The 24,341-nt window shown below is 62.4% G+C and carries 25 protein-coding genes and 1 pseudogene; 13 read left to right on the forward strand and 13 right to left on the reverse strand.

Annotation, left to right across the window (positions count from 1 at the left end; all coding sequences use genetic code 11):
- Window positions 1–13 precede the first annotated feature (13 nt).
- Together soxR and EB233_RS11375 are read right to left on the reverse strand one after the other, a co-directional pair.
- Window positions 14–484: a redox-sensitive transcriptional activator SoxR gene (gene soxR / locus EB233_RS11370; RefSeq protein ID WP_064989689.1), complete on the reverse strand. Its 471-nt coding sequence runs from the start codon at window positions 482–484 to the stop codon at window positions 14–16.
- A gap of 161 nt (window positions 485–645) precedes the next feature.
- Entirely contained in the window at window positions 646–1,104 is a 459-nt protein-coding gene (locus EB233_RS11375) for a tRNA (cytidine(34)-2'-O)-methyltransferase (protein WP_064989688.1), read from the reverse strand.
- Between the two features lie 470 nt (window positions 1,105–1,574).
- Between EB233_RS11375 and EB233_RS11380 the strand changes: the two genes are divergently transcribed.
- The 5 genes from EB233_RS11380 to EB233_RS11400 are packed head-to-tail and all read left to right on the forward strand — an operon-like array spanning window position 1,575 to window position 6,566.
- A complete protein-coding gene (locus EB233_RS11380) occupies window positions 1,575–1,970 on the forward strand; it encodes a hypothetical protein (RefSeq protein ID WP_081294091.1) in 396 nt (131 codons plus the stop codon).
- A gap of 29 nt (window positions 1,971–1,999) precedes the next feature.
- Entirely contained in the window at window positions 2,000–3,886 is a 1,887-nt protein-coding gene (locus tag EB233_RS11385; protein WP_064989686.1) for an ABC transporter ATP-binding protein, read from the forward strand.
- 10 nt (window positions 3,887–3,896) lie between these two features.
- Window positions 3,897–5,780, forward strand: a complete 1,884-nt coding sequence (locus tag EB233_RS11390; protein ID WP_064989685.1) for an ABC transporter ATP-binding protein — start codon at window positions 3,897–3,899, stop codon at window positions 5,778–5,780.
- 5 nt (window positions 5,781–5,785) lie between these two features.
- Window positions 5,786–6,253: a GNAT family N-acetyltransferase gene (locus EB233_RS11395; RefSeq protein WP_081294085.1), complete on the forward strand. Its 468-nt coding sequence runs from the start codon at window positions 5,786–5,788 to the stop codon at window positions 6,251–6,253.
- A gap of 1 nt (window position 6,254) precedes the next feature.
- On the forward strand, window positions 6,255–6,566 hold the full coding sequence (locus tag EB233_RS11400) for a DUF6665 family protein (protein WP_064989684.1): 312 nt from the start codon (window positions 6,255–6,257) through the stop codon (window positions 6,564–6,566).
- Between the two features lie 3 nt (window positions 6,567–6,569).
- Here the strand turns inward: EB233_RS11400 and EB233_RS11405 are convergent, their stop codons facing one another.
- Window positions 6,570–6,914, reverse strand: a complete 345-nt coding sequence (locus EB233_RS11405; protein WP_064989683.1) for a cupin domain-containing protein — start codon at window positions 6,912–6,914, stop codon at window positions 6,570–6,572.
- Window positions 6,915–7,227: 313 nt separating this feature from the next.
- Between EB233_RS11405 and petA the strand changes: the two genes are divergently transcribed.
- Genes petA through EB233_RS11420 form a run of 3 tightly spaced genes read left to right on the forward strand, consistent with a single transcriptional unit; the run spans window position 7,228 to window position 10,016 of the window.
- Entirely contained in the window at window positions 7,228–7,788 is a 561-nt protein-coding gene (gene petA / locus EB233_RS11410; RefSeq protein ID WP_064989682.1) for a ubiquinol-cytochrome c reductase iron-sulfur subunit, read from the forward strand.
- Window positions 7,789–7,805: 17 nt separating this feature from the next.
- Window positions 7,806–9,107 carry a cytochrome b gene (locus EB233_RS11415; RefSeq protein WP_064989681.1) on the forward strand — a complete coding sequence of 434 codons (1,302 nt, stop codon included), beginning with the start codon at window positions 7,806–7,808 and terminating at the stop codon, window positions 9,105–9,107.
- 27 nt (window positions 9,108–9,134) lie between these two features.
- Entirely contained in the window at window positions 9,135–10,016 is an 882-nt protein-coding gene (locus EB233_RS11420) for a cytochrome c1 (RefSeq protein ID WP_064989680.1), read from the forward strand.
- 96 nt (window positions 10,017–10,112) lie between these two features.
- Here EB233_RS11420 and EB233_RS11425 read toward each other — a convergent pair whose 3' ends face one another.
- On the reverse strand, window positions 10,113–10,610 hold the full coding sequence (locus EB233_RS11425; protein WP_155765357.1) for a hypothetical protein: 498 nt from the start codon (window positions 10,608–10,610) through the stop codon (window positions 10,113–10,115).
- Between the two features lie 211 nt (window positions 10,611–10,821).
- On the opposite strand from EB233_RS11425, the gene EB233_RS11430 reads away from it, so the two are divergent.
- A complete protein-coding gene (locus EB233_RS11430) occupies window positions 10,822–11,274 on the forward strand; it encodes a nuclear transport factor 2 family protein (protein ID WP_064989678.1) in 453 nt (150 codons plus the stop codon).
- 77 nt (window positions 11,275–11,351) lie between these two features.
- Window positions 11,352–11,897, forward strand: a complete 546-nt coding sequence (locus tag EB233_RS11435) for an adenine phosphoribosyltransferase (protein ID WP_064989745.1) — start codon at window positions 11,352–11,354, stop codon at window positions 11,895–11,897.
- Between the two features lie 167 nt (window positions 11,898–12,064).
- Here EB233_RS11435 and EB233_RS11440 read toward each other — a convergent pair whose 3' ends face one another.
- The 4 genes and pseudogenes from EB233_RS11440 to EB233_RS11455 all read right to left on the reverse strand — a co-directional run.
- Window positions 12,065–12,535, reverse strand: coding sequence for a MaoC family dehydratase (locus EB233_RS11440; RefSeq protein ID WP_064989677.1), 471 nt, complete (start codon window positions 12,533–12,535; stop codon window positions 12,065–12,067).
- Entirely contained in the window at window positions 12,532–13,002 is a 471-nt protein-coding gene (locus tag EB233_RS11445) for a MaoC family dehydratase (protein ID WP_064989676.1), read from the reverse strand. Before EB233_RS11445 ends, EB233_RS11440 begins: the two co-directional genes overlap by 4 nt.
- Window positions 13,003–13,125: 123 nt before the next feature.
- The gene (gene corA / locus EB233_RS11450; protein ID WP_064989675.1) at window positions 13,126–14,100 is read right to left on the reverse strand and encodes a magnesium/cobalt transporter CorA; all 975 of its coding nucleotides are present in this window, start codon (window positions 14,098–14,100) and stop codon (window positions 13,126–13,128) included.
- A 153-nt stretch (window positions 14,101–14,253) separates the two neighbouring features.
- Window positions 14,254–14,529: pseudogene (locus EB233_RS11455) on the reverse strand (phosphotransferase); the annotation flags it as partial.
- Between the two features lie 243 nt (window positions 14,530–14,772).
- On the opposite strand from EB233_RS11455, the gene EB233_RS11460 reads away from it, so the two are divergent.
- From EB233_RS11460 to EB233_RS11470, 3 genes are read left to right on the forward strand one after another with little or no spacing between them, the layout of a single operon-like run.
- Entirely contained in the window at window positions 14,773–15,039 is a 267-nt protein-coding gene (locus EB233_RS11460) for a hypothetical protein (protein WP_064989674.1), read from the forward strand.
- 60 nt (window positions 15,040–15,099) lie between these two features.
- On the forward strand, window positions 15,100–15,864 hold the full coding sequence (locus EB233_RS11465; protein WP_064989673.1) for a hypothetical protein: 765 nt from the start codon (window positions 15,100–15,102) through the stop codon (window positions 15,862–15,864).
- A gap of 1 nt (window position 15,865) precedes the next feature.
- Window positions 15,866–18,280 carry a choice-of-anchor D domain-containing protein gene (locus EB233_RS11470; protein WP_171892226.1) on the forward strand — a complete coding sequence of 805 codons (2,415 nt, stop codon included), beginning with the start codon at window positions 15,866–15,868 and terminating at the stop codon, window positions 18,278–18,280.
- 98 nt (window positions 18,281–18,378) lie between these two features.
- On the opposite strand, the gene ychF is transcribed toward EB233_RS11470, so the two are convergent.
- The 5 genes from ychF to EB233_RS11495 all read right to left on the reverse strand — a co-directional run bounded on the left by ychF (window position 18,379) and on the right by EB233_RS11495 (window position 24,341).
- Window positions 18,379–19,482, reverse strand: coding sequence for a redox-regulated ATPase YchF (gene ychF, locus EB233_RS11475; protein WP_027055384.1), 1,104 nt, complete (start codon window positions 19,480–19,482; stop codon window positions 18,379–18,381).
- A gap of 96 nt (window positions 19,483–19,578) precedes the next feature.
- The gene (gene pth, locus EB233_RS11480) at window positions 19,579–20,298 is read right to left on the reverse strand and encodes an aminoacyl-tRNA hydrolase (protein ID WP_064989671.1); all 720 of its coding nucleotides are present in this window, start codon (window positions 20,296–20,298) and stop codon (window positions 19,579–19,581) included.
- Window positions 20,299–20,321: 23 nt separating this feature from the next.
- Complete coding sequence (locus EB233_RS11485) at window positions 20,322–20,963, reverse strand: 50S ribosomal protein L25/general stress protein Ctc (protein ID WP_027055382.1); 642 nt, start codon at window positions 20,961–20,963, stop codon at window positions 20,322–20,324.
- A gap of 262 nt (window positions 20,964–21,225) precedes the next feature.
- On the reverse strand, window positions 21,226–23,328 hold the full coding sequence (locus EB233_RS11490) for a tetratricopeptide repeat protein (RefSeq protein WP_064989670.1): 2,103 nt from the start codon (window positions 23,326–23,328) through the stop codon (window positions 21,226–21,228).
- Entirely contained in the window at window positions 23,325–24,341 is a 1,017-nt protein-coding gene (locus EB233_RS11495) for a family 8 glycosyl hydrolase (protein ID WP_064989669.1), read from the reverse strand. The genes EB233_RS11490 and EB233_RS11495 overlap by 4 nt, the downstream gene beginning before the upstream one ends.

Below are 24,341 nucleotides of genomic sequence, written 5' to 3' on the forward strand. Positions count from 1 at the left end.
CCTTATCCGCCTTTCAAGTACCTTCTTCCAATGAACGGGGAGAAGGAAGAACCAGCCGCCTCGCGCCAACACCTTCCCTCGCCAGCCGGTCGCCCTTGTTCCTGAGCGGACATTTGTCGATCGACATGCAGCCGCAGCCGATGCAATCGGTCAATCCGTCGCGCAGCTTCTTTAGCTGGCTGATCTTCTGGTCGAGGCTATCGCGCCAGGCCGTTGAAAGCAGATTCCAATCCTCACGCGTCGGCGTACGGCCTTCAGGTAATGCTTCAAGTGCCTCGCCGATCTCGGCCAGCGAAATGCCGACCTCCTGCGCGACCTTGATGATCGCCACCCGCCGCAGCACGTCGCGGCCGTAGCGGCGCTGGTTGCCTGATGTGCGGTGGCTGCGGATCAGTCCGCGCGTCTCATAGAAATGTAGCGCCGACACCGCGACGCCGCTGCGCATGGCCACCTGGCCGACCGTCAATTCCGTTACTGGAGCCATGTCCCATTTTCCGCTTGACCTCAAGTTAAGTTGAGCTTGTAGCGAAGAAATGCCGATTGGGCAAATGACAGGAGAAGGCGATGTGCGCCTGGGTGAGAATGACTGGCAAAGCCGCTGCCTTCGGTGACGGTGAGGGCGGTGCGGCCGATGAGCCGCGGATCCTATCCGAGCTGCCGGACGGCTTCACCCGCCACCATGGCGACCGACAGCGCGACGTTGATCGAGCGCGCGGTGCCTTGCATCGGGATGGTCAGCCGCGCATCCGCCGCCTGATGGACAAGATCCGGCACGCCTGCGGATTCGCGGCCGAACAGCAGGATGTCGCCGTCGGCGAAGCTGAAGCTGGTGTAGGAGAGCGCAGCCTTGGTCGACAGAAGCACCAGCCGCTCCGCGCGGGCCTTGCGCCAGTCCTCGAAGGCGTTCCAGTCAACATGCCGGGTCAGGGAAGCCATTTCGAGATAGTCCATGCCGGCGCGCTTGAGCGCCTTGTCGGAAAGCGGAAAGCCGGCCGGTTCGATGATGTCGACGCCAAGGCCGAGGCAGGCGGCGAAGCGCAGGATTGTCCCGGTATTGCCGGCAATGTCCGGCTGGTAGAGCGCGATGCGGAGACGACAGTTCATTTCCGCATCCTTCTAATAAGTGGCAGATCGGCCACAGCGCGCTCGCGGTTTCGGAAATTCCTGGACCTGCGGGTGGCCATATTCTGCGAAGTCGGGTATACGACCGGCATTGTCAACCCGAACCGATGGAGGGGTATTTCATGATGACCATGCACATCCAGCGCCCCTCTCGTGGGCTAGTACGCCTGCCGGCGGCTTCGGTACGACAATTCTCCTGACTCTCTAAGACTTGATCGCACCGATTCCCGCCGAAACACCTTTTCGGCTCTCGAAGGAATCCTGCGATGTTTTTCAAAAAGTCAAAAGGGCTGAACGCCCAATCTGAGCGTGTCCAGACCGATGCCTGGCGTCGTGTCCAGACCGATGCTTGGCGTCGTGTCCAGACCGACGCAATCCATCCCTCCGGCCGAACGCCGGCGGACGACCTTGCTTCGCCTTTTCATCTCTATTTTCATACGGAGGACGGACCGATGTTCGATCCCTACAGAATACCGGGCTCGAGGAGCCTGCATATCCACCGACTGCCGACCTGGGCGCTGTTGATCGGCGAGACCTATTCGTCGGCGGTTCATGCCGAAGTCCGCCGCCGGCCGCATCGCGGCATGCTGCCGGATGTCGATTTCTCGTGCGCGGTTCCGGATCCGAGCCGGCCGTCGCTGGTGCGGCGAATCATCCGGCTGATCCGGCCCGGCGCGAAAATCCGGCTTGTCGACACCGCACCGTCAGGATCGGCAAACGAGCCTGTCGGCGAAAAGCCCGCGAACCCCTATATTGCGCGAAGCAGGGCCGACGGTCCGGATGATTCCGGAGCGTCGGCCCTCGGCGCCATGCGGCCCCGGGACTTCGTACGTCGCCAAGCCGCGTAAGCGGAAAACAGATTTCACAGGCATGACCGATGTTGGTGTTTAGCTGGTTTGAAAGAAGGCTCGATCCGTTCCCGGCAGCGGAGCCGGTCGAGCCGCCCAAGACGCTGGTGGCCTTCTGCCTGCATTATACGCGCGGCGCATGGCACTATATCCTTGTCGACGCGGTGCTGGTGACGGCGATCGCCATCGCGGAAGTGTGGATGTTCGGCTTCCTTGGCCGCATCGTCGACTGGCTGTCGGCGCAGAATCGCGAAACCTTCCTGCAGACGGAGGGCTGGAAGCTCGCAGCCATGGCCTTCATCGTGCTGTTCGCGCTGCCGGGCACGGTGTGGCTGCATTCGCTGCTCAACCAGCAGACGCTGATGGGCAACTATCCCATGCGCATCCGCTGGCAGGTGCACCGCTACCTGCTCAAGCAGTCGATGAGCTTCTACCAGGACGAATTCGCCGGGCGCATCGCCACCAAGCTGATGCAGACGGCGCTGGCCGTGCGCGAATGCGTCATCAAGGTGATCGACGTCCTCAACTACGTCATCGTCTATTTCCTCGGCATGCTGCTCATCGTCGGCTCGGCCGACTGGCGGCTGGCCGCGCCGCTGGCGGTCTGGCTGGTCGGCTACATCCTGTTGCTGCGCTTTTTCATCCCGCGGCTGGGCAAGGTCGGCGAGGAACAGGCCAATGCGCGCTCGGTGATGACCGGTCGCGTCGTCGACAGTTACTCCAACATCCAGACGGTCAAGCTGTTTTCCCATGCGCGCCGCGAGGCCACTTTCGCCAGGGAAGGCATGATGGGTTTCCTCGACACGGTCTATCGGTCGATGCGGCTGGTGACCGTGCTTTTCGGCACGCTCTACATTCTGAACGCACTGCTCCTGTTCTCGGTCACCGCCATTTCGCTGTGGCTGTGGATGGGGCAAGTGGTGACGATCGGCGCGGTCGCCGTGGTCATCGGCCTTGTGCTCAGGATGTGGGGCATGTCGCAGTGGATCATGTGGGAAATGTCGGGCCTGTTCGAGAACATCGGCACGGTGCAGGACGGCATCGCCTCGATCTCGCTGCCGCGTCTTGTCGAGGACAGGCCGGATGCGAAGGAGATCGCCGTTTCCAGGGGTGAGATCCGCTTCGAGGATATCGGCTTCCATTACGGCAAGCAGAAAGGCGTGATCGAAAACCTGTCGCTGACGGTGAAGCCGGGCGAAAAGGTTGGCATTGTCGGCCGCTCGGGCGCCGGCAAGTCGACGCTGGTCAATCTCTTGCTGCGCTTCTACGACCTGGAGAGCGGCCGGATCCTGATCGACGGCCAGGAGATCGCCGGGGTGAGACAGGACTCGCTGCGAGCCCAGATCGGCATGGTCACGCAGGACACATCGCTTTTGCATCGCTCGGTGCGCGAGAACATCCTCTATGGCCGGCCTGATGCTTCAGACGAAATGCTTGTCGAGGCGGCACGGCGGGCCGAGGCGCTGGACTTCATATCAGGGCTTTCGGATCACAATGGCCGCAAGGGGTTCGACGCCTATGTCGGCGACCGTGGCGTCAAATTGTCCGGCGGCCAGCGGCAACGCATCGCCATTGCTCGCGTTATGTTGAAGGATGCACCGATACTTATCCTTGACGAGGCGACGTCGGCGCTGGATTCCGAGGCGGAAGCGGCCATCCAGGAGAACCTCTACAAGCTCATGCAAGGCAAGACCGTCATCGCCATCGCCCACCGGCTGTCGACCATCGCGGCGATGGACAGGCTTGTGGTGATGGACCAGGGTCGGGTCATCGAGGAAGGTTCGCACGAGGAACTGGTCGCGAAGGGCGGGCTCTATGCCCAGCTGTGGCAGCGGCAATCGGGCGGGTTCCTGCTAGAGGACGTCCCGGCCGATGTCGCCAACGACGTGATCGCAAAGGGGCAAGCCGCAGAATGATGGCCGCCGCATGATGACAGCCATCTATCGCTGGTTCGAGAACTGGGTCTATCCGTTCAGGGAGCCGGCGAATCTTCGGCCACCGGCAAGCGTCGGCGGCTTTCTCTGGCACTATGTCGGCCAGGCGAAGTTCGCCTTCTTCGCCATGCTGGTCATCGGCGGCATCGCGCCGCTGGTCGAGGCCGGCCTGTTCTACTTCGTCGGGCGGCTGGTCGACATCCTCGATCAGCTTCCGGCCGAGCGCAGCTGGCACGCGCTGTGGGCCGCCGCCGGCCCTGAACTGGTGTTCATGATCGCGGTGGTGCTGGTCATCCGCACCGTCGTCGTCGGCCTCTCGGCGCTGGTCGACGAGCAGACCATCACGCCCGGCTTCTACAATCTGGTGCGCTGGCAGGCGCACCGGCATGTGTCGCGCCAGTCCTATGCCTTCTTCCAGAACGATTTCGCCGGCCGCATCGCCACAAAAGTCTGGCAGGCGGGGCAGGCGACCGGCGATTTGATGGAAAGCTTCATCGAGGTCGTCTGGTTCATGGTCGTCTATACGGTGACGACGCTGGCGCTGGTTGCCGGTCTCGATCTCAGGCTGGCGGCGCTGGTGGTGATCTGGATCACTGCTTTCGGCTTTCTGGCCAGGCTTTACCTGCCGGCGATCCGCAAGCATGCCGAGGCAACCGCCGAGGCGGGCTCGATGATCAATGGCCGCATCGTCGATTCCTATTCCAACGTGCAGACGCTGAAGCTGTTCTCGGCCGATGGCGACGACCGTTACATCAGGAACGGCTTCGACATCTATCTCGATGCGCTGCGCCCGTTCACCCGCCGGCTGACCGGCGTGCGCATGGCGCTGACGACGCTGTCGGGCATCATGATCACGGCGATCGGCTGCTTTGCCGTCTATCTCTGGGTCGAGGGCTCGATCACCGTCGGCGCGGTCGCCTTCACGTTGTCGCTGGTGCTGCGGCTCAACATGCTGCTCGGCCGGCTGATGATGCAGATGAACGGCATCTTGCGGAACCTTGGCGTGCTGGAGAATTCCAAGGCGCTGATCTCGCAGCCGCTCGGCCTCATCGATGCGCCTGACGCCAGGGAGCTTGTCGTCGCCGGCGGCCGCATCGACGTCAAGGGTGTCGAGTTCCACTACGGCAAGGGCTTCGGCGTGCTGAACGGCATCGACCTCGTCGTCAAGCCGGGCGAGAAGGTCGGGCTGGTCGGGCCATCGGGTGCCGGCAAGACGACGCTCGCCAATCTGATCCTGCGCCTCTACGATCTGGAAGGCGGGTCGATCACCATCGATGGCCAGAACGTTGCCGAGGTGACGCAGAACTCGCTGCGCGCCAATATCGGCGTCGTCAGCCAGGATACGGCCTTGTTCCACCGTTCGCTGCGCGACAACATCAAGCTTGGCATGCCGGACGCGACCGACGCCGAGGTGATCGCCGCGGCGAAGAAAGCCGAGGCGCACGAATTCATCCTGGGCCTGCGCGACAACCGCGACCGCGCCGGCTACGAAGCCTTTGTCGGCGAGCGCGGCGTGAAACTGTCCGGCGGCCAGCGCCAGCGCGTGGCGATCGCGCGCGTCTTCCTCAAGGACGCGCCGATCCTGATCCTCGACGAGGCGACCTCGGCGCTCGATTCCGACATCGAGGCCGCGATCCAGGAAAATCTCACCCGGCTGATGGAAAACAAGACCGTCATCGCCATCGCCCACCGGCTGTCGACGATCGCCGCTCTCGACCGGCTGGTGGTGCTCGACGGCGGCCGCATCGTCGAGCAAGGCACCCATGACGAACTGGTGGCGCTCGACGGGCTTTATGCGCGGCTGTGGAAGCGGCAGTCCGGCGGCTTCCTCTATCATGAGGACAGCGTGCTCGAAGAAACGCGGCCGGCGGAGTAGGTGGGATGAGCGGGTTGCCGGAAGTCGCCTATCTGCTCAAGCGGCTGCGGCCGACCACGCTGGCCTTCGACAGGCTGAAGGACGAGAGCCGGCTGGAAGGCTACTGGATGCTGGTGCGGCTAGCGGATGGCTGGGCAAGCGGGCGTAACTCCTTCCGCAAGCGTGGCGAGGCACTCTACGGGGCATGGCATGGCCGCGAGCTTGCCGGCGTGTGCGGGTTGAACATCGATCCTTATGTCGAGGGCGGGGACCAGGGTCGTGTCCGGCACCTGTTCGTGAGCGCGCCTCACCGCCGCGCCGGCCTTGGCCGCATGCTGGTCGAGACCGTCATCGACCGGGCACGCCGCTATTTCACCATGTTGAACACCCGCGCGCCGCCGCAAGCCTTCGTTTTCTACGAACGGCTTGGCTTTCAGCGCGTGGAGGGCGAAGAATTCGTCACCCATCGCATGATGTTCGGGAAAGGCAGCTGACATGTCCCTGCGTCCGCCATCTCATCTTGCCGACGCTTCGGCCGCTGAAGCCGCCTTCGACGCGCTTGGCCATGAAATCCTGGCCGAGAAGGCGGCGGCACTCGGCCGGGCCGGACAGCGGGTCGAGGAAACGCTGGCTCGGCTAAGCGACAATGCGGACGAGGAGATGCGTCCCCGGCTTCTCAAGGAGGCCGCCACGGCCGTGCACGCCTATTTCATCCAGCGCGAACTTTGCGGCCTGCGCAGGCACGAGGCCGTCATCCGCGAGTATGGCATACCCAAGGCGGTGCTTGTCCGGTTGGGAGCGATGTAAGGATCATTCAAGCCATTCGGTGATGAACTTGCCGTTCTCATGAATGTCAGTGGTTTCCAGGGGGCCCGGACCGAGATTGGTGAATTGGTGCGGCGTGTGGGGCGGCACGATCACGATCTGGCCGGCGGAAGCCTCGATTTCCTTGTCGCCGACGGTGAACAGGCCGGTTCCCTGGCGGATGATGAAGATCTCCGCGTAGGGATGGGAGTGCAGCCGCGGACCGCCGCCGACATCGGGCAGGTAGTTGAAGATCAGGCAGGAGTTGGAGCCGTACACGCCGCATTGCAGCTCGCCCTTCCAATGGTCGGAGCGAACTGCCCATTCGTCGCGGTCTATGACGTGCGCCATGCCTGGGAAGATAGATCACGGCGGCGCCCTGTGTCGAGGCAAGCTGGGGGCTCTAATTTGCTGATATTTCCCGGTTGTTAGCCGCCTTTTGCGGCCATTCGCCGTCCCACCGGGCAATAGGGAATTTTGTCCCCGCGACAATCTGCCCTTGTGCCTTGACCCGTCTGGACAAAAACGGGCTTCACGCATAAACCGAAGTCCAAATGCCGGAGGAATTCGCTAGCCTGTTCGCCATGCGCTGTCGGGTTGGCGTAATTGAGCGGGGAACAAGGCTCGGCCACCGGCGCGGAAGAGGCGAAAGGATCAGGCACCCGTGAGCGCAACCGACATCCACGATCCCAATCGTCGAGATTTTCTTTATGTGGCCACGGGCATGGCCGCCGTGGTCGGCGCCGGCGCCGTCGCCTGGCCGTTCATCGACCAGATGCGCCCTGACGCCTCGACGCTGGCGCTCGCTTCGGTCGAAGTCGATGTCGCTTCGCTGACGCCCGGCATGTCGCTGATCGTCAAGTGGCGCGGCAAGCCGGTCGTGGTGCGCAACCGCACCGAAAAGGAAATGAAGGACGGCGAGGCCGTCAACCTCGCCGATCTCAAGGATCCGATCGCCCGCAACGCCAACCTGCCGTCCGACGCTCCGGCGACCGACGCCAACCGCACCACGCCTGGCAAGGAAGCCTGGATGGTGATGGTTCAGGTCTGCACGCATCTGGGCTGCATCCCGCTTGGCCAGGAAGGCGATTTCGGCGGCTGGTTCTGCCCGTGCCATGGTTCGCAATACGACACCGCCGGCCGCATCCGCAAAGGCCCGGCACCCGAGAACATGGCTGTGCCGGTATTCAAATTCGTTTCCGATACCAAGATCGTTATCGGTTGAGGCAGGGGGATATTTCGATGAGCGAGGGACACTCGACCTATACGCCCAAGACCGGTATCGAACGCTGGTTCGACGCCCGCATGCCGCTGCCGCGGATGGTCTATGACAGCTTCGTCGCCTATCCGGTGCCGCGCAACCTCAACTACATGTGGACCTTCGGCGGCATCCTGTCGATCATGCTGGTTTCGCAGATCCTGACCGGCATCGTGCTGGCCATGCACTACACGTCCGACACCAATCTCGCCTTCGGTTCGGTCGAGAAGATCATGCGTGACGTGAATTCCGGCTGGCTGTTGCGCTACATGCATGCCAACGGCGCCTCGTTCTTCTTCATCGCCGTCTATGTCCACATCTTCCGGGGCCTCTACTACGGCTCCTACAAGGCGCCGCGCGAGCTGCTGTGGATCCTGGGCTGCATCATCTACCTTCTGATGATGGCGACCGGCTTCATGGGCTACGTGCTGCCATGGGGGCAGATGAGCTTCTGGGGCGCCACCGTCATCACCGGCTTCTTCAGCGCCATTCCGCTGGTCGGCGACTGGATCCAGCAGCTGTTGCTCGGCGGTTTCGCCGTCGACAACCCGACGCTGAACCGCTTCTTCGCGCTGCACTATCTCTTGCCGTTCATGATCGCCGGCGTCGTCGTGCTGCACGTCTGGGCGCTGCATGTCGTCGGCCAATCGAACCCGACCGGCATCGAGGTCAAGTCGAAGACCGACACTGTCGCCTTCACCCCTTACGCGACCATCAAGGACGCGTTCGGCATGATCGTGTTCCTGTTCATCTTCGCCTATTTCATCTTCTTCCTGCCGAACTATCTCGGCCATCCCGACAATTACATCGTCGCCAACCCGCTGAAGACGCCGGCCCATATCGTGCCGGAATGGTACTTCCTGCCGTTCTACGCGATCCTGCGCGCCATCACCTTCAACATCGGCCCGATCAACTCGAAGCTCGGTGGCGTGCTGTGCATGTTCGGCGCCATCGTCATGCTGTTCCTGGTGCCGTGGCTCGACACCTCCAAGGTGCGCTCGGCGGTCTACCGGCCCTGGTACAAGCTGTTCTTCTGGCTGTTCGTGGCCGACGCGATCCTGCTCGGCTGGCTCGGCTCGCAGCCGGCGGAAGGCAGCTATGTGTTCATGGCGCAGATGGCCACGCTGTTCTATTTCGCCTTCTTCCTGATCGCGCTGCCGGTGCTCGGCCTGATCGAGACGCCGCGCAGGCTGCCGAACTCGATCACCGAGGCGGTGCTCGAGAAGAACAAGGGTGGCAGTGGGCATCCGGCAGGCGCCACGGCAGCACCTGAGACCAAGGGCTGAGCGGTAGAGAATCTAAGGGGATTTGGCATGAAAAAGATTCTCACCTCGCTGGCGCTGATCGGCCTGATTGCTGGTGGCATTGGGGCCGCCGGCACTGCCGCCTTCGCGGCCGAAGAGGCGCACAATGCGGCGGCGCCGACGCATTTCCCGATCAATGAGCCGAAGGAGATGAGCTGGAGCTTCACGGGCCCGATCGGCACCTATGACAAGGGCCAGCTGCAGCGCGGCCTGAAGGTCTACAAGGAGGTCTGCTCGGCCTGCCATTCGATGAACCTGGTGGCGTTCCGCACGCTGGAAGGCCCAACGGGGCTTGGCTATTCGGATGCGCAGATCAAGTCGCTGGCGGCGACCTACACCATCCATGACGGACCGAACGATGCCGGCGACATGTTCGACCGTCCCGGCAAGCCGTCGGACTATTTCCCGGCGCCGTTCCCGAACACCGAAGCGGCCGCGGCCGCCAATGGCGGCGCCGCTCCGCCTGACATGTCGCTGCTGGCCAAGGCGCGCGGCGTCGAGCGCGGCTTTCCTCAGTTCGTCTTCGACATCTTCACCCAGTATGACGCGGGCGGCCCCGACTATATCCATTCGCTGCTGACCGGCTACGACCAGACGCCGCCTGCCGGAATGGTCATCCCCGAGGGCACGCATTACAACCCGTACTTCATGTCGGGCGTGTCGCTGAAAATGCCCAAGCCGCTCTCCGACGGCCAGGTGACCTATGATGACGGCTCGCCTCAGACGGTGGACCAGTATTCCCGCGACGTCGCTGCCTTCCTGATGTGGGCGGCCGAGCCGCACATGGAAGCCCGCAAGCATACCGGCATCAACGTGCTGTTCTTCCTGCTGGTGTTCGGTGCGCTGGTCTACCTCGTCAAGCGCAAGGTGTGGGAAGGCGTGGCCCATTAAACGCGCCAAGGCGGAACAGGATTGCGAAAGGGCGCCTCGAGGCGCCCTTTCGCTTTTCCGGAGGCGGTGCCCAATAGAGCAGAAGCCGGCAACAGCTCATTGCGTCGACACTTGCACCGATATTGGAAACGCAAAGTACAGGTTGCAGGCAAGAAGCTCGATGCCTCGTTTTCCCGGGCGAGCAAGAGGTCCAGGTGCTTCAACGGCAACAGTTGCGCTGCCTTTGCCCTTCGCCTGCAATGCGACGAGGGCATCATAGACCACACGACGCTCGCGGACGGATGCCTGCTTCGGATTTTCAGGGTAATAAACCGGGATCGTCAAAATCAGATAGTCCATCCGACAGTGCGGCGCCGAAATCGCGATGGCCTTCCTACGCAGAGCGATCTCGAACACGCCGGACCGTTCGTCGAATCCAGTGATCCATTGTCGATGCGTATGCAATTGTCCAAGCGCGTCGCCGACCACGAAATCTGTTGGGCGCAGCACGATCGTCCAACTGGCCTGCTCGGCAGCGGAGACGCCTGCCGGCGCCCAGCTCAGGAGCGAGATTGCCATGATGACAGTCAGCATTCCTCGCAGAAGATGGGTCATGTAGCGACCATGGTTCGACGGGAAGGGGCGCTTCAGGCCCCTTTTTCACTCATATGCGAGAGCTCGGCAACCCAGTCCTTTGGCACGGCGCGGCGCTCAAACAGATGCGGATCGAGATCGGACGAGTTATGAAGCTGATGGGCTGCAGCTCGATCGGACAAGTGCCGAGCGCTAATATCCGGTGCAGGCAGCCGGACGAAAGGGGCGGATCATGGCGAACGGATTGGGTACGGACGAGGACTTGATAAGAGCCGTCATCGCCCGCCAGTTCGCAAGCCTGAGCTGGAGCGAGGAGCACGCTCCCGGCTGGGATGAGTTCACCGGCGATTTTCTGGCAGGCGCCAGCCTCTTTCCCGCCGCCCGTCCGGCCAAGCCGATGGCAGTCGCCGATTTCGTCGATCGGATGCGCAACCTTTCGGATACGTCGCTCAAGGCGCTCGATGAGACCGTGCTCGGCGTCCACATCACGGTCTTCGGCAATATCGCGATCGCGGCCGTCGGGGCCGAGATGACCGAGAATGGGGCCGAGACCAGCCATTCGGTCGAAATGTTGCTGCTCGTAAAAAGCGACGGGCAATGGCGGATCGCCGCCCAGGCATGGGACAAGGCAAGTGCGATCAATCCTTTGCCGGACACGCTTGTCTCGGCCGCTACATCGCGCTAGCCGTTGCTCGTCGCGTCGGGTTACGATTGATCTCCCGCGCCGTTTCACACCTGCTGGATCATCCGGAGAGCCGCCTCATGAAACCTTCGCTTGAAGACACGCTGCTGGCCGCGATCCGCACCATTCCGGACTATCCCAAGCCCGGCATCCTGTTTCGCGACATCACCACGCTGCTCGGCAATGCGCGCGCCTTCCGCCGCGCCATCGACGAGCTGGTGCATCCCTATGCCGGCCAGAAGATCGACAAGATCGCCGGCATCGAGGCGCGCGGCTTCATCCTCGGAGGCGCCGTCGCCCACCAACTCTCGGCCGGCTTCGTGCCGATCCGCAAGAAGGGCAAGCTGCCCTACGAGACGGTGCGCGTCGCCTACAGCCTGGAATACGGGCTGGACGAGATGGAAATGCACAAGGACGGCGTTGCGCCTGGCGAGAAGGTGATCCTGGTCGACGACCTGATCGCCACCGGCGGCACGGCGGAAGCGGCGGTCAGGCTCCTGCGCCAGATCGGCGCCGATATCCTGGCGGCGTGCTTCGTCATCGACCTGCCGGATCTCGGTGGGCGCAAGAAGCTCGAGGCGCTTGGTGTTCCGGTGCGGACGCTGATCGGGTTCGAGGGGCATTGACGGCGGCTTGCCGAAGGCAAATTGAAAGGTCCAGTGACCTTTCAAAGGGCTCGAACGCCCGGAGCGACAGCGAAGGGCCGGGAGGCAACGCGAGAACACCACCGCCGGCGCCGCCCCTTATCCGCCCTTAGGGCACCTTCTCCCGGTAAACGGGGCGAAGGAACAACCTACTCAACCTTCACCAGCACGGCGCTTTCGAATTCAAGCACCTTGTCGCCGGCCGAATCGGAAGCGGCGCAGAGCAGCGCCAGCAGCCGCCAGCCGGGGCGTGACGAGATCGGGCGATGGGAAACCGCCATGCGCGTGAAGGTCACCGTCTCGCCGGCATAGACCGGCTTCAGCCATTTCAGGTTCTTGAAACCCGGCGAGGGGCCGAATTCGGGCATCGGGCCGGGGCCGTTCCAGTTGGCGTCCTCGGCATCCAGGCGATTTTCGAGGTTGAGTTTCATCCAGGTGGCGGCGGTGTGCCAGCCGGAGGCGCAGAGCCCGCCCAACACGCTCTTCTGCGCCGCCTCCTCATCGATATGGAAGATCTGCGGGTCGTATTTGCGGGCGAACGCCTTGATCGCCTCGGGTTCGAATGTGTGCGAGCCCAGCGTCACGGTGGTGCCGATACGGAAGAATTCATCCAGGGTCATGCGGCATTCCCCGCCGCATCGCGCGTCAGGAACATGACGGAGTTCTCGAGCTCGAAGACGCTTTCGCCACGCTGGTTGACCAGTTCGCTGCACATGGTGACGAAGCCAAGTTGCGGCTTCGAGCGGGACAGGCGTTTGGCCTGGACGACCAGGCTGCCCTTCAGCGTATCGCCGGCCAGAACCGGTTTCTTCCACTTGACCTGATCGACGCCGGGCGCGCCCTGGCAGGTGGAGTCCAGCAGGAAGGCATCGCACAGCATGCGCATGAACATGGCGCAGGTGTGCCAGCCTGAAGCCGACAGGCCGCCCAGGATGCTGGCCTTGCCGGCCTCCTCGTCGAGATGCATCGGCTGGGCATCGAATTCGCTGGCGAATTCGATGATCTCGGCCGCGCTCACCTGTTTCGTGCCTAGGTCGAACGAGGCACCCTCGACGAAATCCTCATACGCCCATGTCTTTGCGGTCATGGTCTGACATCCCTGCGGAACGCGCGATCCGCATGGATCGGCGAACCCGGATGCAGGCACCGCGCGATTTGGTCAAGTCCTTTCTGGTGAGCCAGCGCGAGCAGCCGCCACCACGGGCGCCGGTCAGAGCCAGCCGCGGCGGCGGAAGTACCAGAAGGGCAGGATCGCCGACAGGATCATCAGCCCGATGGCGAAGGGATAGCCCAGCTGCCATTTCAGTTCGGGAATGATGTCGAAATTCATGCCGTAGATCGAGGCGACCAGCGTTGGCGGCAGGAAGATGACGGCTGCGACCGAGAAGATCTTGATGATGGCGTTCTGCTCGATCGAGATCATGCCGAGCGTGGCGTCGAGCAGGAAGGAGATCTTCTGCGACAGGAAAGTGGCGTGGTCGGCCAGCGACAGCACGTCGCGCGACAAGGTCTTGATGCGGGCGCGGACATCCTTGCTCATCTTGGTCTGGGTGGCGACATGGGCGAGGAAACCGGCCAGACGCTGCAACGAGATCAGGCTGTCGCGCACGGAAGAGGTGATGTCTTCCTTGCGGCCGATGGCTTTAAGCAATTCCTGGAAGTCGCGGTTGCGCTTCGACACCTTGGTCGAACGGGCCTCGAAGATGTCGCGCGAAATCCCCTCGATGTCGCGGCCGGCGCGCTCGAGGATGTCGGCGAGACGGTCGACGATCGCTTCCAGAAGGCCGATCAGGATGGTGTCGCCGCTGGTGCAGCCGGTCGCCACCTTCTCGGCGCGCAGCGGGAAGGTCTTGAAGGCCTTGGGTTCATGATAGCGAATGGTGATCAGCCTGTTGCCGGCGAGCGCGAAGGTGACCGGCGACATCAGGGGATCGTCGACCTCGGTCTGCGCGGGCAAAGTGGCGGTCATGAAGTAGGCGCCGTCCTCGATATAGAGACGGCTGGAAATCTCGATCTCCTCCATCTCCTCGCGGGTCGGAATGGCGACGCCGAGCCAGCTTTCGATGGTGGCCTCTTCATCCTTGGTCGGATTGACCAGGTCGGCCCAGACGACCCTGTCGCCATCGGCTATGAGGTCGTCGGTGAGACGCAGGCGATCATTGTCGACGACGAAAGCCTTGATCATCGCCAGATTTCCCCTGCTGGACGCGTTCGGATTGACGCGTCGTCTCGGATTGCAAGGCTCTTCGTCACGTGCCCTGACCGTGTGCCAGCCGCTTAGACCTGCGCCATGACAAAATCAAGACAAGCCCCAGGCAGCCGGATCGACATTGGCCACTCAGAAAAACTCGTCGAGCAGCCGGTACCAGGAAAGCTTCGCCGGCTCGGCTTCCGGCAAGCCGTACCGTTTGAGAAAAGGTCCGATCCAGGTCTCGTCGATGTTATGGCGGATGCTCCAGCAGGCAAGCGCCAGATCCTGGTGGCGATCGGCGACGCCTAGCCGCCCGCAATCGATGAAACCGCTGAAACGGCGCTCCGCAGCCATGAAATTCGGCAGGCAGGCATCGCCATGGGTGACGACAAGATCTTCGGTTGCCGGCCTGAGGGCGAGCAGCCCGGCGAGTAATTACTAGTGCTGCTCTGAACTTACCATTCCAGGTTACAGCTAATTTTGTTCAACTTGAAAATAATATATGTAGGTATTGGTTACCAAAGAAAATTGACTAAAGCCGTCAAAGCATTAGTGACATCGAATGTATATGAGCGTATACTTTATCGATTGCACGATTTTTGATCCTGTCTCACCCCCTCGCGGGATCCGGCTCTAGTAGAGCCGGAAAACAATAGGATTCGCCTGATGGACGAAATCGTACCGGTAATCCTTGGGGCTGTGTTGGGCGTGCTGGTCTGGTGCACCTCGGTTGGCTGGATGCGTTCCGTGCTTGCCGTCCTTGCAATCCTGGCGGCAGGCATTTTCGCCACCATACTGAGCGGCGAAATACAGTTGAGTTGGCTCTATTTCCTGATTGATTTCAGCGAAGCGGGGCTCGGTCTCGTCATCGGCATTGCCCTGGTGCGTTACTTCCGGCGAAGCTGGACAGCCAACACTTCAGTACGAAATTAGTTTCCAGACTGCGGATTTTGGGATCATCGCGGACGTGACGTCCGTTGGGAGGAGTGCGCCATGAGCACGGACGAACGACGCCCGGAGGAAGCCGGTTTCATATTCCAAGGCAAGGCAGTGCCGGACAAAGATCGTCCAAGTCCTGATGAAGGCGATGCCCAAAACGACGCTGCGGCGGAAAACACGATCAGAATCCATATCGACGAAGTGATACACAGTACGGCAGAATTGCGCGGCCTGCGCGGCAGCGACGCATTCCTCATCACCGAACACAAGGCGACATTCGAAGGCGGCGAGGAATTCGTCTTCTTCACCGACATCGTGTCGCTGGGCAATAAGCTAGTGGTGCGTGAACTCGGCCATCGCCGCGCCACTTCCCAGTCACGCGAGGAGATTTCAGAGGCGTTGCGCATCGCGGCCGCGCGTCCGCTGGCCGAGCGCGTGCGCCAAGCCGAACTGATCGTTATCGGCGAGGTCACGTCCTCAAGGGTGCTGGAGCGGCCATTTCCTCCGCGCTCGGAGCACGACCCCGAATGGGGCGTCGCGAAAGTTGCCGTGCGAACTGTTCTCAAAGGGAAAAAACCGAAGGGAGAGGTCGAAGTCCTCTTCGCCAGCAGCCATGACGTCGCTTGGTACAAATCACCGAAGCTGCACGAGGGCAAGCATGGGATATTCCTGCTGCACGTGACAAGGGACGACGACGAGGAGGTCGAGCGTCCGCGCGACATGGCGCGGCCAATTTACAAGGTCATCGATCCGCTCGACTTCCAGTCCGCCGAACGCGAAGCCGAAGTGCGCCGGCTTGCCGATGAAGGAGGCCGCTGAGATGTCGGACGTCCTCACCATCGTCAACATGATCCCCAACCTGTCGAGCGGGGAGACAAATCAGGACAGCGAACCCAATCTGGCGGTCAATCCCGCCAATCCGCTGGAGATCGCCGGAACAGCCTTTACGCCGAGTCCCAATGCCGGCAGCAAGAACTCTCCCATCTTCTATTCCAAGGATGGCGGCTCCACCTGGAGCCTGAAGGACCTCATCGCCGGCACGCCGGTGCGTGACCAGACGCTGCGCTTCGCGACGACGAGCGGCAATCTTTATGCCGGCGTGCTGTGGGGCGGCGGCGGCATCTCGTCGATCAATTTCGACATCTTGCGGACCAACGACTTTTCCGGCGCCACGACGATGTTCAGAATGGCGACGCGCAAGAACGACGACCAGCCCTTCGTACAGGCGGCGACGGTTCCTTCCGGCCCCGGCGCCGGCAAGGACCGCGTCTATGTCGGCAGCAACGACCACGCACCAGTCAACATACCGGCAACGGTCGACCAGTCGCTCGACGCGGCAATCGCCGCGCCCGCGACCAGCACTTTCGTCATTGAAGGCCGTACCGTCGCCCGCGATGGCTTCCAGACTCGGCCGGCCATCCACCTGAACGGTACGGTCTACGCGCTGTTTTACGCCGTTCTGCCTGGCTTCGCGTCCTTCGACGTGGTGGTCGTGCGCGATGACAACTGGGCAAGCGGCGCCACGCCGTACACCGCGCTGACCGATCCGGGCGACCTCAACCAGGGCCTGCGCATCGCCACGGGCATCAATAACCCGTTCCTGGGTCTCAACATTGGCCAGCAGCGCATCGGCGGCGACCTTTCGATCGCGGTCGACCCCAACAACAGCGCCGTCGTCTACGCCTGCTGGGGTGACCAGACGGGTGGCACCTATACGCTGTATGTTCGCAAGTCGACCGATTCCGGGGCAACCTGGTCTGGCAACCTGCGCAGCATAGCCAATGCGACCAATCCCGCGCTAGCCATCAACGAGGCGGGCCGGCTCGGCTTCGTCTACCAGCAGGTCACCGGCCTTGCTCCCGGCCAGCGCTGGGAGACGATGCTGGAACTGACGACCAACGATTTCGGCTCGATCTCGACCTACACGCTGGCTAACACGCCTGCCAGCACGCCTGCCGCCGGCTTCCAGCCCTATATCGGCGATTATCTCTACATGATGGCGGTGGGACGCTCGTTCTACGGCATTTTCAGCGCCAACAACACGCCAGACAATGCCAACTTCCCCAATGGCGTGAAATTCCAACGCAACGCCAATTTTACCACCAAGACGCTGCTGGCGACCGACAATGTCACTCCGGTCGCGGTCTCCATCGACCCGTTCTTCTTCAAGGTCACGCCGGGAACCGGCAGGGTGGTCACCGGCATCGCTGACAAGGGGAATTTCGGCCATGTCTGCCTGGGTTCGTTCACCGACGAGGAACTGACCATCGACAATGGCGGAACGGCGATGCTGTCGATCACCAGCATCACATCGTCGTCGCCGGACTTCTTGACGCCGAGCGTGCTTTCCTACCCGATCAAGCTTGGCGTCGGCGATGCCATCGAACTACCGATCCGGTTCGAGCCCACCGGCCTCGGCCTCAAGGCGGCAATCATTACCGTGTTCAGCAATGATCCGGCCGGGCCGCACAAGGTCCACGTTTCGGGCATGGCGCAAGGGCCAAAGCTCAACCTCCTGATCGCCGACACCGGGAACTTCGGCCATGTCTGCGTCGGCTCGTTCCGAGACGAGCCGCTCATCCTCAACAATGGCAGCCATTGCGGGTTGACAGTGACGGGGGCGACATCGTCCTCGCCGGACTTCCTGGTTCCCGAGGCGCTGTTCTACCCGCTGCTGATCGGGGCCGGCGCGTCGCTGCCGCTGCCGATCCGCTTCGCGCCGAAGAGTTTTGGCGCCAAGGGAGCGACGATCACCGTCACCAGCACCGATCCCGGCAGCCCGCACGATATCCTCGTCAAGGGCGAAGCACCAAGCGGCAAGCTCGCCGTCACTGGCTCCCTATGCTTCGGCGGCGTCAAGGCGTGCTGCCGGACGGAGCGGGTGATCTCGATCTGCAATGTCGGCGAATGCGCCCTGCACGTAACGAGCGTTGCCTTCAAGCGCAAGAGCCATCACTGGAAGCTGGTCCACAACCCGTTCCCGGCGACGCTGCAAGCGGGTTCGTGCTTGGCGCTGACCGTTTGCTACAAAGCAAACGAGCATTGCCCGCGGGCTTGCGAACTGATCATCACCAGCGACGATCCGACGATGCCGGTGAGGACGCTGGACGTGATGGCCTACACGATCTGGGACGAATGCGGCTGCAAGCATGAAGGCCACGAGCACCACAAATGCGGTTGTGAGGAATGCTGCGACGATTGCTGCGACGACGATGACAAAAAGGACGACGAATAGGTACGGCGCTTCGCCCGTTCGATCGAGGTCAATCGCTGCGCAGGGCCGTGCGATCCTTGACAAGGAACGTCATCGCGCTCGTTGTGAGCGCAGGCAAATCAAGTGTTGAACTTGAACAGCATGATGTCGCCGTCCTGGACGACATATTCCTTGCCTTCGTCGCGCGCCTTGCCGGCTTCCTTGGCGGCCACTTCGCCGCCCAGCGTGACGAAGTCGTTGTAGGCGATGGTCTGGGCGCGGATGAAGCCGCGCTCGAAATCGGTGTGGATGACGCCGGCGGCCTGCGGGGCCTTGTCGCCCTTGTGGATGGTCCAGGCGCGCGTCTCCTTCGGCCCGACGGTGAAATAGGTGATGAGATGCAAAAGCTCATAGCCGGCGCGGATCACCTTGTTGAGGCCCGGCTCGTCGAGGCCGAGCGAGGACAGGAATTCCATCTCTTCCTCGTCGGAGAGCTGGGCGACTTCGGCCTCGATCGCGGCAGAGATCACCACCGTGCCGGCGCCCTGCGCGGTGGCCATCTTCTCCACGGCCCGGGTGTGCTCGTTGCCGGTGGCGGCATCGGCTTCGGCGACGTTGCAGACATAGAGCACGGGGTGCGAGGTCAGAAGGTTCAAGCCCTGCAGGATGCGCAAGTCTTCGGCCGAGATGCCTTTGAGCAGCACGCGCGTCGGTTTGCCGGCCTGCAGCAGTTCGAGCGCGGCCTCCATCATCGGCAGCACCGTCACCGCTTCCTTGTCCTTGCTGCCGGCGCGCTTGCGGATCTGGACGATGCGGCGCTCCAGGCTGTCGAGGTCGGCGAGCATCAGCTCGGTCTCGACCGTCTCGGCGTCGGCGACGGGGTCGATGCGGCCCTCGACATGGGTGATGTCGTCATCCTCGAAGCAGCGCAGCACGTGCACGATGGCGTCGACCTCGCGGATGTTGGCGAGGAACTGGTTGCCCAGCCCTTCGCCCTTGGAGGCGCCTCGCACCAGGCCGGCAATGTCGACGAAGGAGATGCGGGTCGGGATGATCTCCTTCGACTTGCCGATGGCCGCGATCTTCTGCAGGCGCGGATCTGGCACCGCCACCTCGCCGGTGTTCGGTTCGATGGTGCAGAACGGATAGTTGGCGGCCTGCGCCGCCGCCGTCCTGGTCAACGCGTTGAAAAGCGTCGACTTGCCGACGTTGGGCAAGCCAACGATGCCGCATTTGAAACCCATTTTCGTCCAGTCCTATCGGGAAAAGCAAAATTTGATCAGGGCTATGGGCGATAGGGGTGATCAACGTCAAGCCCCGTACCGCCTTATGGCTCCCGCTCAGTCCTTGCCGAAGAGTTTCTTCAGCATGGCGGCCATCGGGCCGGATTCCGGCAATTTGACCGCCGGCTGCGGCGGACGCGCCTGGCGGACGTGACTTTGCTGCTTGGGTTCATGCTTGCGTTCCGGCTTTTCCGGCTCGGGCGCCGCCTTGCCCTGCACTGCAAGTGCAGCCTTGTTCATGAAGCCGGATTCGTCGCCCTTGACGATCATGGCGGCGTTGTCGGCGATGGCCTCGAGCAAAGGCTCCAGCCATTCGCGGTCGGCCTTGGCGAAATCGCCGAGCACGTGATGCTGGACCATTTCCTTGACGCCGGGGTGGCCGACGCCGATGCGCACGCGGCGATAGGCGTTGCCGACATGGCCGTCGATCGAGCGGATGCCGTTATGGCCGCCGGCGCCGCCGCCGGTCTTGATGCGCAATTTGCCCTCGGCGAGGTCGATCTCGTCATAGAAGACGGTGAGCGCCTCAGGGCCGAGCTTGTAGAAGCGCAGCGCTTCGCCGACCGACTGGCCGGACAGGTTCATGAAGGTCTGCGGCTTGATCAGGATGATTTTTTCGCCGCCGAGCGTGCCCTCGGCGATCAGGCCCTGGAATTTCTTCGACCAGGGCGAAAAGGAATGGCGGCGGGCGATAGCGTCCGCCGCCATGAAGCCGACATTGTGCCGGTTATCAGCGTATTTCGCGCCCGGATTGCCGAGGCCTGCAAAGACAAGCATCGTTGGCTCCGGGCGGGAAAGAGTTACTTCTCTTCGGCGGCAGGAGCCGCTTCAGGTGCAGCCGCTTCCGCCGTCTCTTCCGTCTCCGGCTTCATTGCCGACGAGCCGGCAATGGTCGCGATGGTGAAGTCGCGATCGGAGATGACCGGCTTGACGCCGGCCGGCAGCTTGACCGCCGAGATGTGGATCGAGTCGCCGATGTTGGTGCCGGTGAGATCGACGGTGATGAATTCCGGGATCGCATTGGCCGGGCAGTGGAACTCGACTTCGTGACGCACGATGTTGAGCACGCCGCCGCGCTTGATGCCGGGCGACTTTTCTTCATTGATGAAGTGGACAGGCACGTCGACATTGACCTCGGTGTCCTTGCCGATGCGCAGGAAGTCGACATGCATCGGGAAGTCCTTGACCGGGTCGAGCTGAAAATCCTTCGGCAGAACCTGGATTTTCTGGCCGTCGACATCGATCGTGGCGATCGTGGTCAGGAACCCGCCGCCATGGATCTTGTAGAAGACGTCCTTGTAGCCGAGCGCAATCGCCAGGGGAGGCTGCTTGTCGCCGTAAATTACTGCAGGCACTTTACCGTTGCGGCGAACTGCACGGGCGGACCCCTTACCGACCTGTTCGCGCGCTTCGGCCTTGAGCTCGTAAGTATCGTGGCTCATGGCTTTTCCTTTCGCGTGTTATGGAGCGTTTGCGGAGGGCAACGTGCCCCGGCCGTAAACGTCGAAAGCCGCCAGACCCTGATGTCCGAATGAGGGCACCCGCCCTGAGACGGAGCTTTGTTCGGGATCGCAAGGGAAGGCAGCCTTCCGCCGCGTTGCCTCCAAGGGTGTCTACGCGGGTGGCGGCTCTATAGCGGAAGGTAGCGACAGGCGCAAGCCGAAGCGCGGAAGCGGCTTTAGCTCGGCTTGGCATCGCTTTGCTCTAGCCTTTCAACTCGCGGGCCATCTTGACGTCGTTAAGCCCTTTCAGCGCGTCGTGGCTGCCTGTGCCCGCAGCTGCCCGGAATATCTGCTCGGCATCGTCGAAACGTCTCAGCTTCAGATAGGCATAGCCGCGCAGTACCATCAGGCCGGTGCGTTCGGGCGCGATGTGCGACCTCTCGTCGAGAGCCATGATCGTCTCGACATACCGACCCTGGTCGAATGCGTTGGCGGCTTGGGATTCCAACAGTGCTGTCCTGATTTCGATGCTTCGGTCGGCATCCATGGGGGCTTTCGCAGCGGAAACAGCCGCCATATCGGGCAGACCTGCCGCCAGATAGGCGAGGCTCTGTCCGTAGGCGGCATCGGCGTGCGTCTTTCCCCTCCCATGCAGCGCCACATCAAAGGCCGCGGCCGCTTCGACGGGCCTGTTTGCCTGCATCAGGCACCAGCCGCGTGACAAGGCCGCCTCGGGAGAGAGTGTGACCGGATCGACGCTGCTGGAACAACCACTGCTCTGCTGCCTTGCCCGCCCAGCGCTCCGGCGAACTTTGCCGGCGCCGGCATCGGTCTGGTCGTCCGTCTGAGCAGCAGGCGCCCGCTGGCGTGGCCCGGATCGGCCTCTGCCAACAACGGTGGTTTGGATGCTGCGTTCGCCGACCGTCGGTATTCGTTCGGACCGTCCGGCCCATTGCGCCTGGATTTCCCGTACCCCAGCCTTGTCGCCGATCTTCCATCGGGTCAAGGCAAGCCCGTAGGCGGACGGCTCGTCATCGGGCTTCCAGTCCAGCGCGAGCTTGAACCATTGCGCTGCCGTCTGCGGCTGGTTCAGCGCGTCGGCATACCAGCCAAGCTGCTGTGCGGAACCCGCATCCTTGGCGGCATAAACCTCCTGCACCATTCTCTGCAGCACCGGCGCGGCGAGCGGTGGCGGCGGCGTGATGGCCAGGAGGTTCGCGACCGCTGCAAGATAGACCTTGCGGACGTCGTCGTCGGCATCCCGCCACTGGTAGAGAATATCCTCGGCCTCCGCTGGACGGCTCTGGTTGATCAGCGCCAGGGCCAGGCCTTGCGACGCCTTGGCCGAGTTTTCCTTCTGGCGGGCCTTGCGAAACCAACTTTCGGCGGATTGGGGATTGTCGCGGCGGACATAGTACCAGCCGAGAAGCAGGTCGTCCGACGCCAAGCCGCCATCATTGGCAAGCGCCTGGACCGCGGCGAGATCGGCATCGGCAATCACCAGCTTTGGATCGGTATCGGCATTGGCAAGGCTCTGCCTGGCGATGTCGCCGCGAATGGCGGCGAATTCGCCCTTGCCGTCAGCCGTCTTCTGTTCGGTTGCCAGAAGCTGGTCGAGATTCTGGCGCGACAGCAAAGGTAGCGCCTTCTGGATGGTTGCGACGCGTTCCTCGGGCTTGGCACAATTCCTGAGGATATAGAGATAGGCGTCGCGGGCACGATCTTCACGCTTGGTACGCGCGAAGGCCTCGGCGACGCGCCACAGCACGTCGACATCGCCACAGGTCAGGAGGCTGGCATTGGCCGATCCGATGCGGATGACGGCATCGTATTGCTTGACGTCGGACGCGTTCACCAGCTGCTCTCTGGCCTCCGCAACAGCCAGCCGGTCCAGCAAATCCGAAGGCGGCTGCCAGTCCGGCTGTGTGGCTTGCCTATCGGCAATGGCTTTTCGCACTTCTGCGAGCTTGCCTTCCGAATAGAGTTTCCACATCTGATCGAGTTGAGGATCGCCCTGCGGGCGGGCGGCCAGCGGATCTTCCGGTGGTGTCCAATCCGGGTAGAGCGCCTTCAATCGGGCGATTTCCGCTTCCAGTCGCTTGGTGTCGCCCTTGGAGGCAAAGTAGCGCAACGCCGTTTCATCCACCTTTGGCGACGGCGCAGTCGAAGTTGGGGCAGGAGGATTTGTCTGCGCCGCCGCCTGTGTCGCCGCGACAGGCTGCGCGTTGCCCTGGAGGGCGTTGCCCTGCTGAGCGATGGCTGTGATGTTGGAAAGGATGGATGGCACATTGATGTAGTGGCCATTGGCAAGCGCCATCACGCCCACCCCTACAATTCCCGCGACTATGATCAGCGGCGGTTTCACAAGCACTCCGGATGATGGCGCCGCGCATAGGAAAGCGCCAGCAGATGCAAGGTCGAAGGGTAGTAGTCGGTCGGCTGGAACGACTGCATGTCCTTGTCTATCGGAGCTCCGCTCAACACGCAGGAAACGAGTGCGGGGATTATGCGATAGCCCGCGTCGGCAAGAAGGTGACGCGTCTTGCCGGTTGCTATGTCGACGACACGGACTTGCCCTGCGGCATCCGGCATCCGCGTAGCGAATGGTTCCAGCAAGGTCCGATCGCTGTCACCGGCACGGATGAGGTAAAGCGGAATGCGGATGGCGTTGTAGCTGAATTCCTTGGGAAATCCGTCGGCTGGCGCCGGCACGGTTTTCAACGAAATCCAATCGGGCGGCAAGCTTGCCTGCCCGGTTTTCATGGAGGCGACAAGCAGCCTCCTTCCGCTGTCCGCCAATTGTGTCCATGGCCCGTCCGGCATCAGTTGCGCCAGAACCGGAAGCGCCTCGAAGACCCAGTAGGACAGGTTGACGACAGGCCCGTCCTTGCGGTCGGCGGCGGCAAATCCGGACTTGCCGGGTTTGAGAAGGACAAGATCGCCCACGGTCTCCAGCCCCCCATCGGCAAGCGCCGCCGCGATGCTCTTGGCCGAAGCGGTAAGGTCGGGTCGGTGCCAGGCCGTGCCGGCAAGTGCCAGCCCATAGGTTATCAACAGATCGCCATCGGAAGCGTTGTTGGTGTCACTAATGTGGGGAACGGTAGCCGGGTCCCATTTCCATGCCGCCAGACCGTCGTCGCGCACCATCATTTCCGTCCGCGTGAACGCCCAGATACGATCAAAATCGCCTTGGTTTCCAGCAAGATAGGACAACAACAGTCCGTACCCCTGACCTTCACTGTGGCTGATCCCTTCATTCGCAGTGTCGATGATTCTGCCGGCTGGGTCGAGGAACTTGTCCTTGTAAAGCGCCCATTCCGCCGTGGTGACGGCCTCGGCCGAGCTGGCCTGTTGCGATAGCCAAGGGACAGCGAGCAT

The organism is Mesorhizobium erdmanii, from assembly GCF_013170725.1.
GTDB lineage: Bacteria > Pseudomonadota > Alphaproteobacteria > Rhizobiales > Rhizobiaceae > Mesorhizobium > Mesorhizobium erdmanii.

Excerpts from the sequence above, each read along its gene's own strand:
- soxR (WP_064989689.1), bottom strand. The coding sequence starts at position 484 with ATGGCTCCAGTAACGGAATTGACGGTCGGCCAGGTGGCCATGCGCAGC.
- EB233_RS11375 (WP_064989688.1), bottom strand. The coding sequence starts at position 1,104 with ATGAACTGTCGTCTCCGCATCGCGCTCTACCAGCCGGACATTGCCGGC.
- EB233_RS11380 (WP_081294091.1), top strand. The coding sequence starts at position 1,575 with ATGTTCGATCCCTACAGAATACCGGGCTCGAGGAGCCTGCATATCCAC.
- EB233_RS11385 (WP_064989686.1), top strand. The coding sequence starts at position 2,000 with ATGTTGGTGTTTAGCTGGTTTGAAAGAAGGCTCGATCCGTTCCCGGCA.
- EB233_RS11390 (WP_064989685.1), top strand. The coding sequence starts at position 3,897 with ATGATGACAGCCATCTATCGCTGGTTCGAGAACTGGGTCTATCCGTTC.
- EB233_RS11395 (WP_081294085.1), top strand. The coding sequence starts at position 5,786 with ATGAGCGGGTTGCCGGAAGTCGCCTATCTGCTCAAGCGGCTGCGGCCG.
- EB233_RS11400 (WP_064989684.1), top strand. The coding sequence starts at position 6,255 with ATGTCCCTGCGTCCGCCATCTCATCTTGCCGACGCTTCGGCCGCTGAA.
- EB233_RS11405 (WP_064989683.1), bottom strand. The coding sequence starts at position 6,914 with ATGGCGCACGTCATAGACCGCGACGAATGGGCAGTTCGCTCCGACCAT.
- EB233_RS11415 (WP_064989681.1), top strand. The coding sequence starts at position 7,806 with ATGAGCGAGGGACACTCGACCTATACGCCCAAGACCGGTATCGAACGC.
- EB233_RS11420 (WP_064989680.1), top strand. The coding sequence starts at position 9,135 with ATGAAAAAGATTCTCACCTCGCTGGCGCTGATCGGCCTGATTGCTGGT.
- EB233_RS11425 (WP_155765357.1), bottom strand. The coding sequence starts at position 10,610 with ATGACCCATCTTCTGCGAGGAATGCTGACTGTCATCATGGCAATCTCG.
- EB233_RS11430 (WP_064989678.1), top strand. The coding sequence starts at position 10,822 with ATGGCGAACGGATTGGGTACGGACGAGGACTTGATAAGAGCCGTCATC.
- EB233_RS11435 (WP_064989745.1), top strand. The coding sequence starts at position 11,352 with ATGAAACCTTCGCTTGAAGACACGCTGCTGGCCGCGATCCGCACCATT.
- EB233_RS11440 (WP_064989677.1), bottom strand. The coding sequence starts at position 12,535 with ATGACCCTGGATGAATTCTTCCGTATCGGCACCACCGTGACGCTGGGC.
- EB233_RS11445 (WP_064989676.1), bottom strand. The coding sequence starts at position 13,002 with ATGACCGCAAAGACATGGGCGTATGAGGATTTCGTCGAGGGTGCCTCG.
- corA (WP_064989675.1), bottom strand. The coding sequence starts at position 14,100 with ATGATCAAGGCTTTCGTCGTCGACAATGATCGCCTGCGTCTCACCGAC.
- EB233_RS11460 (WP_064989674.1), top strand. The coding sequence starts at position 14,773 with ATGGACGAAATCGTACCGGTAATCCTTGGGGCTGTGTTGGGCGTGCTG.
- EB233_RS11465 (WP_064989673.1), top strand. The coding sequence starts at position 15,100 with ATGAGCACGGACGAACGACGCCCGGAGGAAGCCGGTTTCATATTCCAA.
- EB233_RS11470 (WP_171892226.1), top strand. The coding sequence starts at position 15,866 with ATGTCGGACGTCCTCACCATCGTCAACATGATCCCCAACCTGTCGAGC.
- ychF (WP_027055384.1), bottom strand. The coding sequence starts at position 19,482 with ATGGGTTTCAAATGCGGCATCGTTGGCTTGCCCAACGTCGGCAAGTCG.
- pth (WP_064989671.1), bottom strand. The coding sequence starts at position 20,298 with ATGCTTGTCTTTGCAGGCCTCGGCAATCCGGGCGCGAAATACGCTGAT.
- EB233_RS11485 (WP_027055382.1), bottom strand. The coding sequence starts at position 20,963 with ATGAGCCACGATACTTACGAGCTCAAGGCCGAAGCGCGCGAACAGGTC.
- EB233_RS11495 (WP_064989669.1), bottom strand. The coding sequence starts at position 24,341 with ATGCTCGCTGTCCCTTGGCTATCGCAACAGGCCAGCTCGGCCGAGGCC.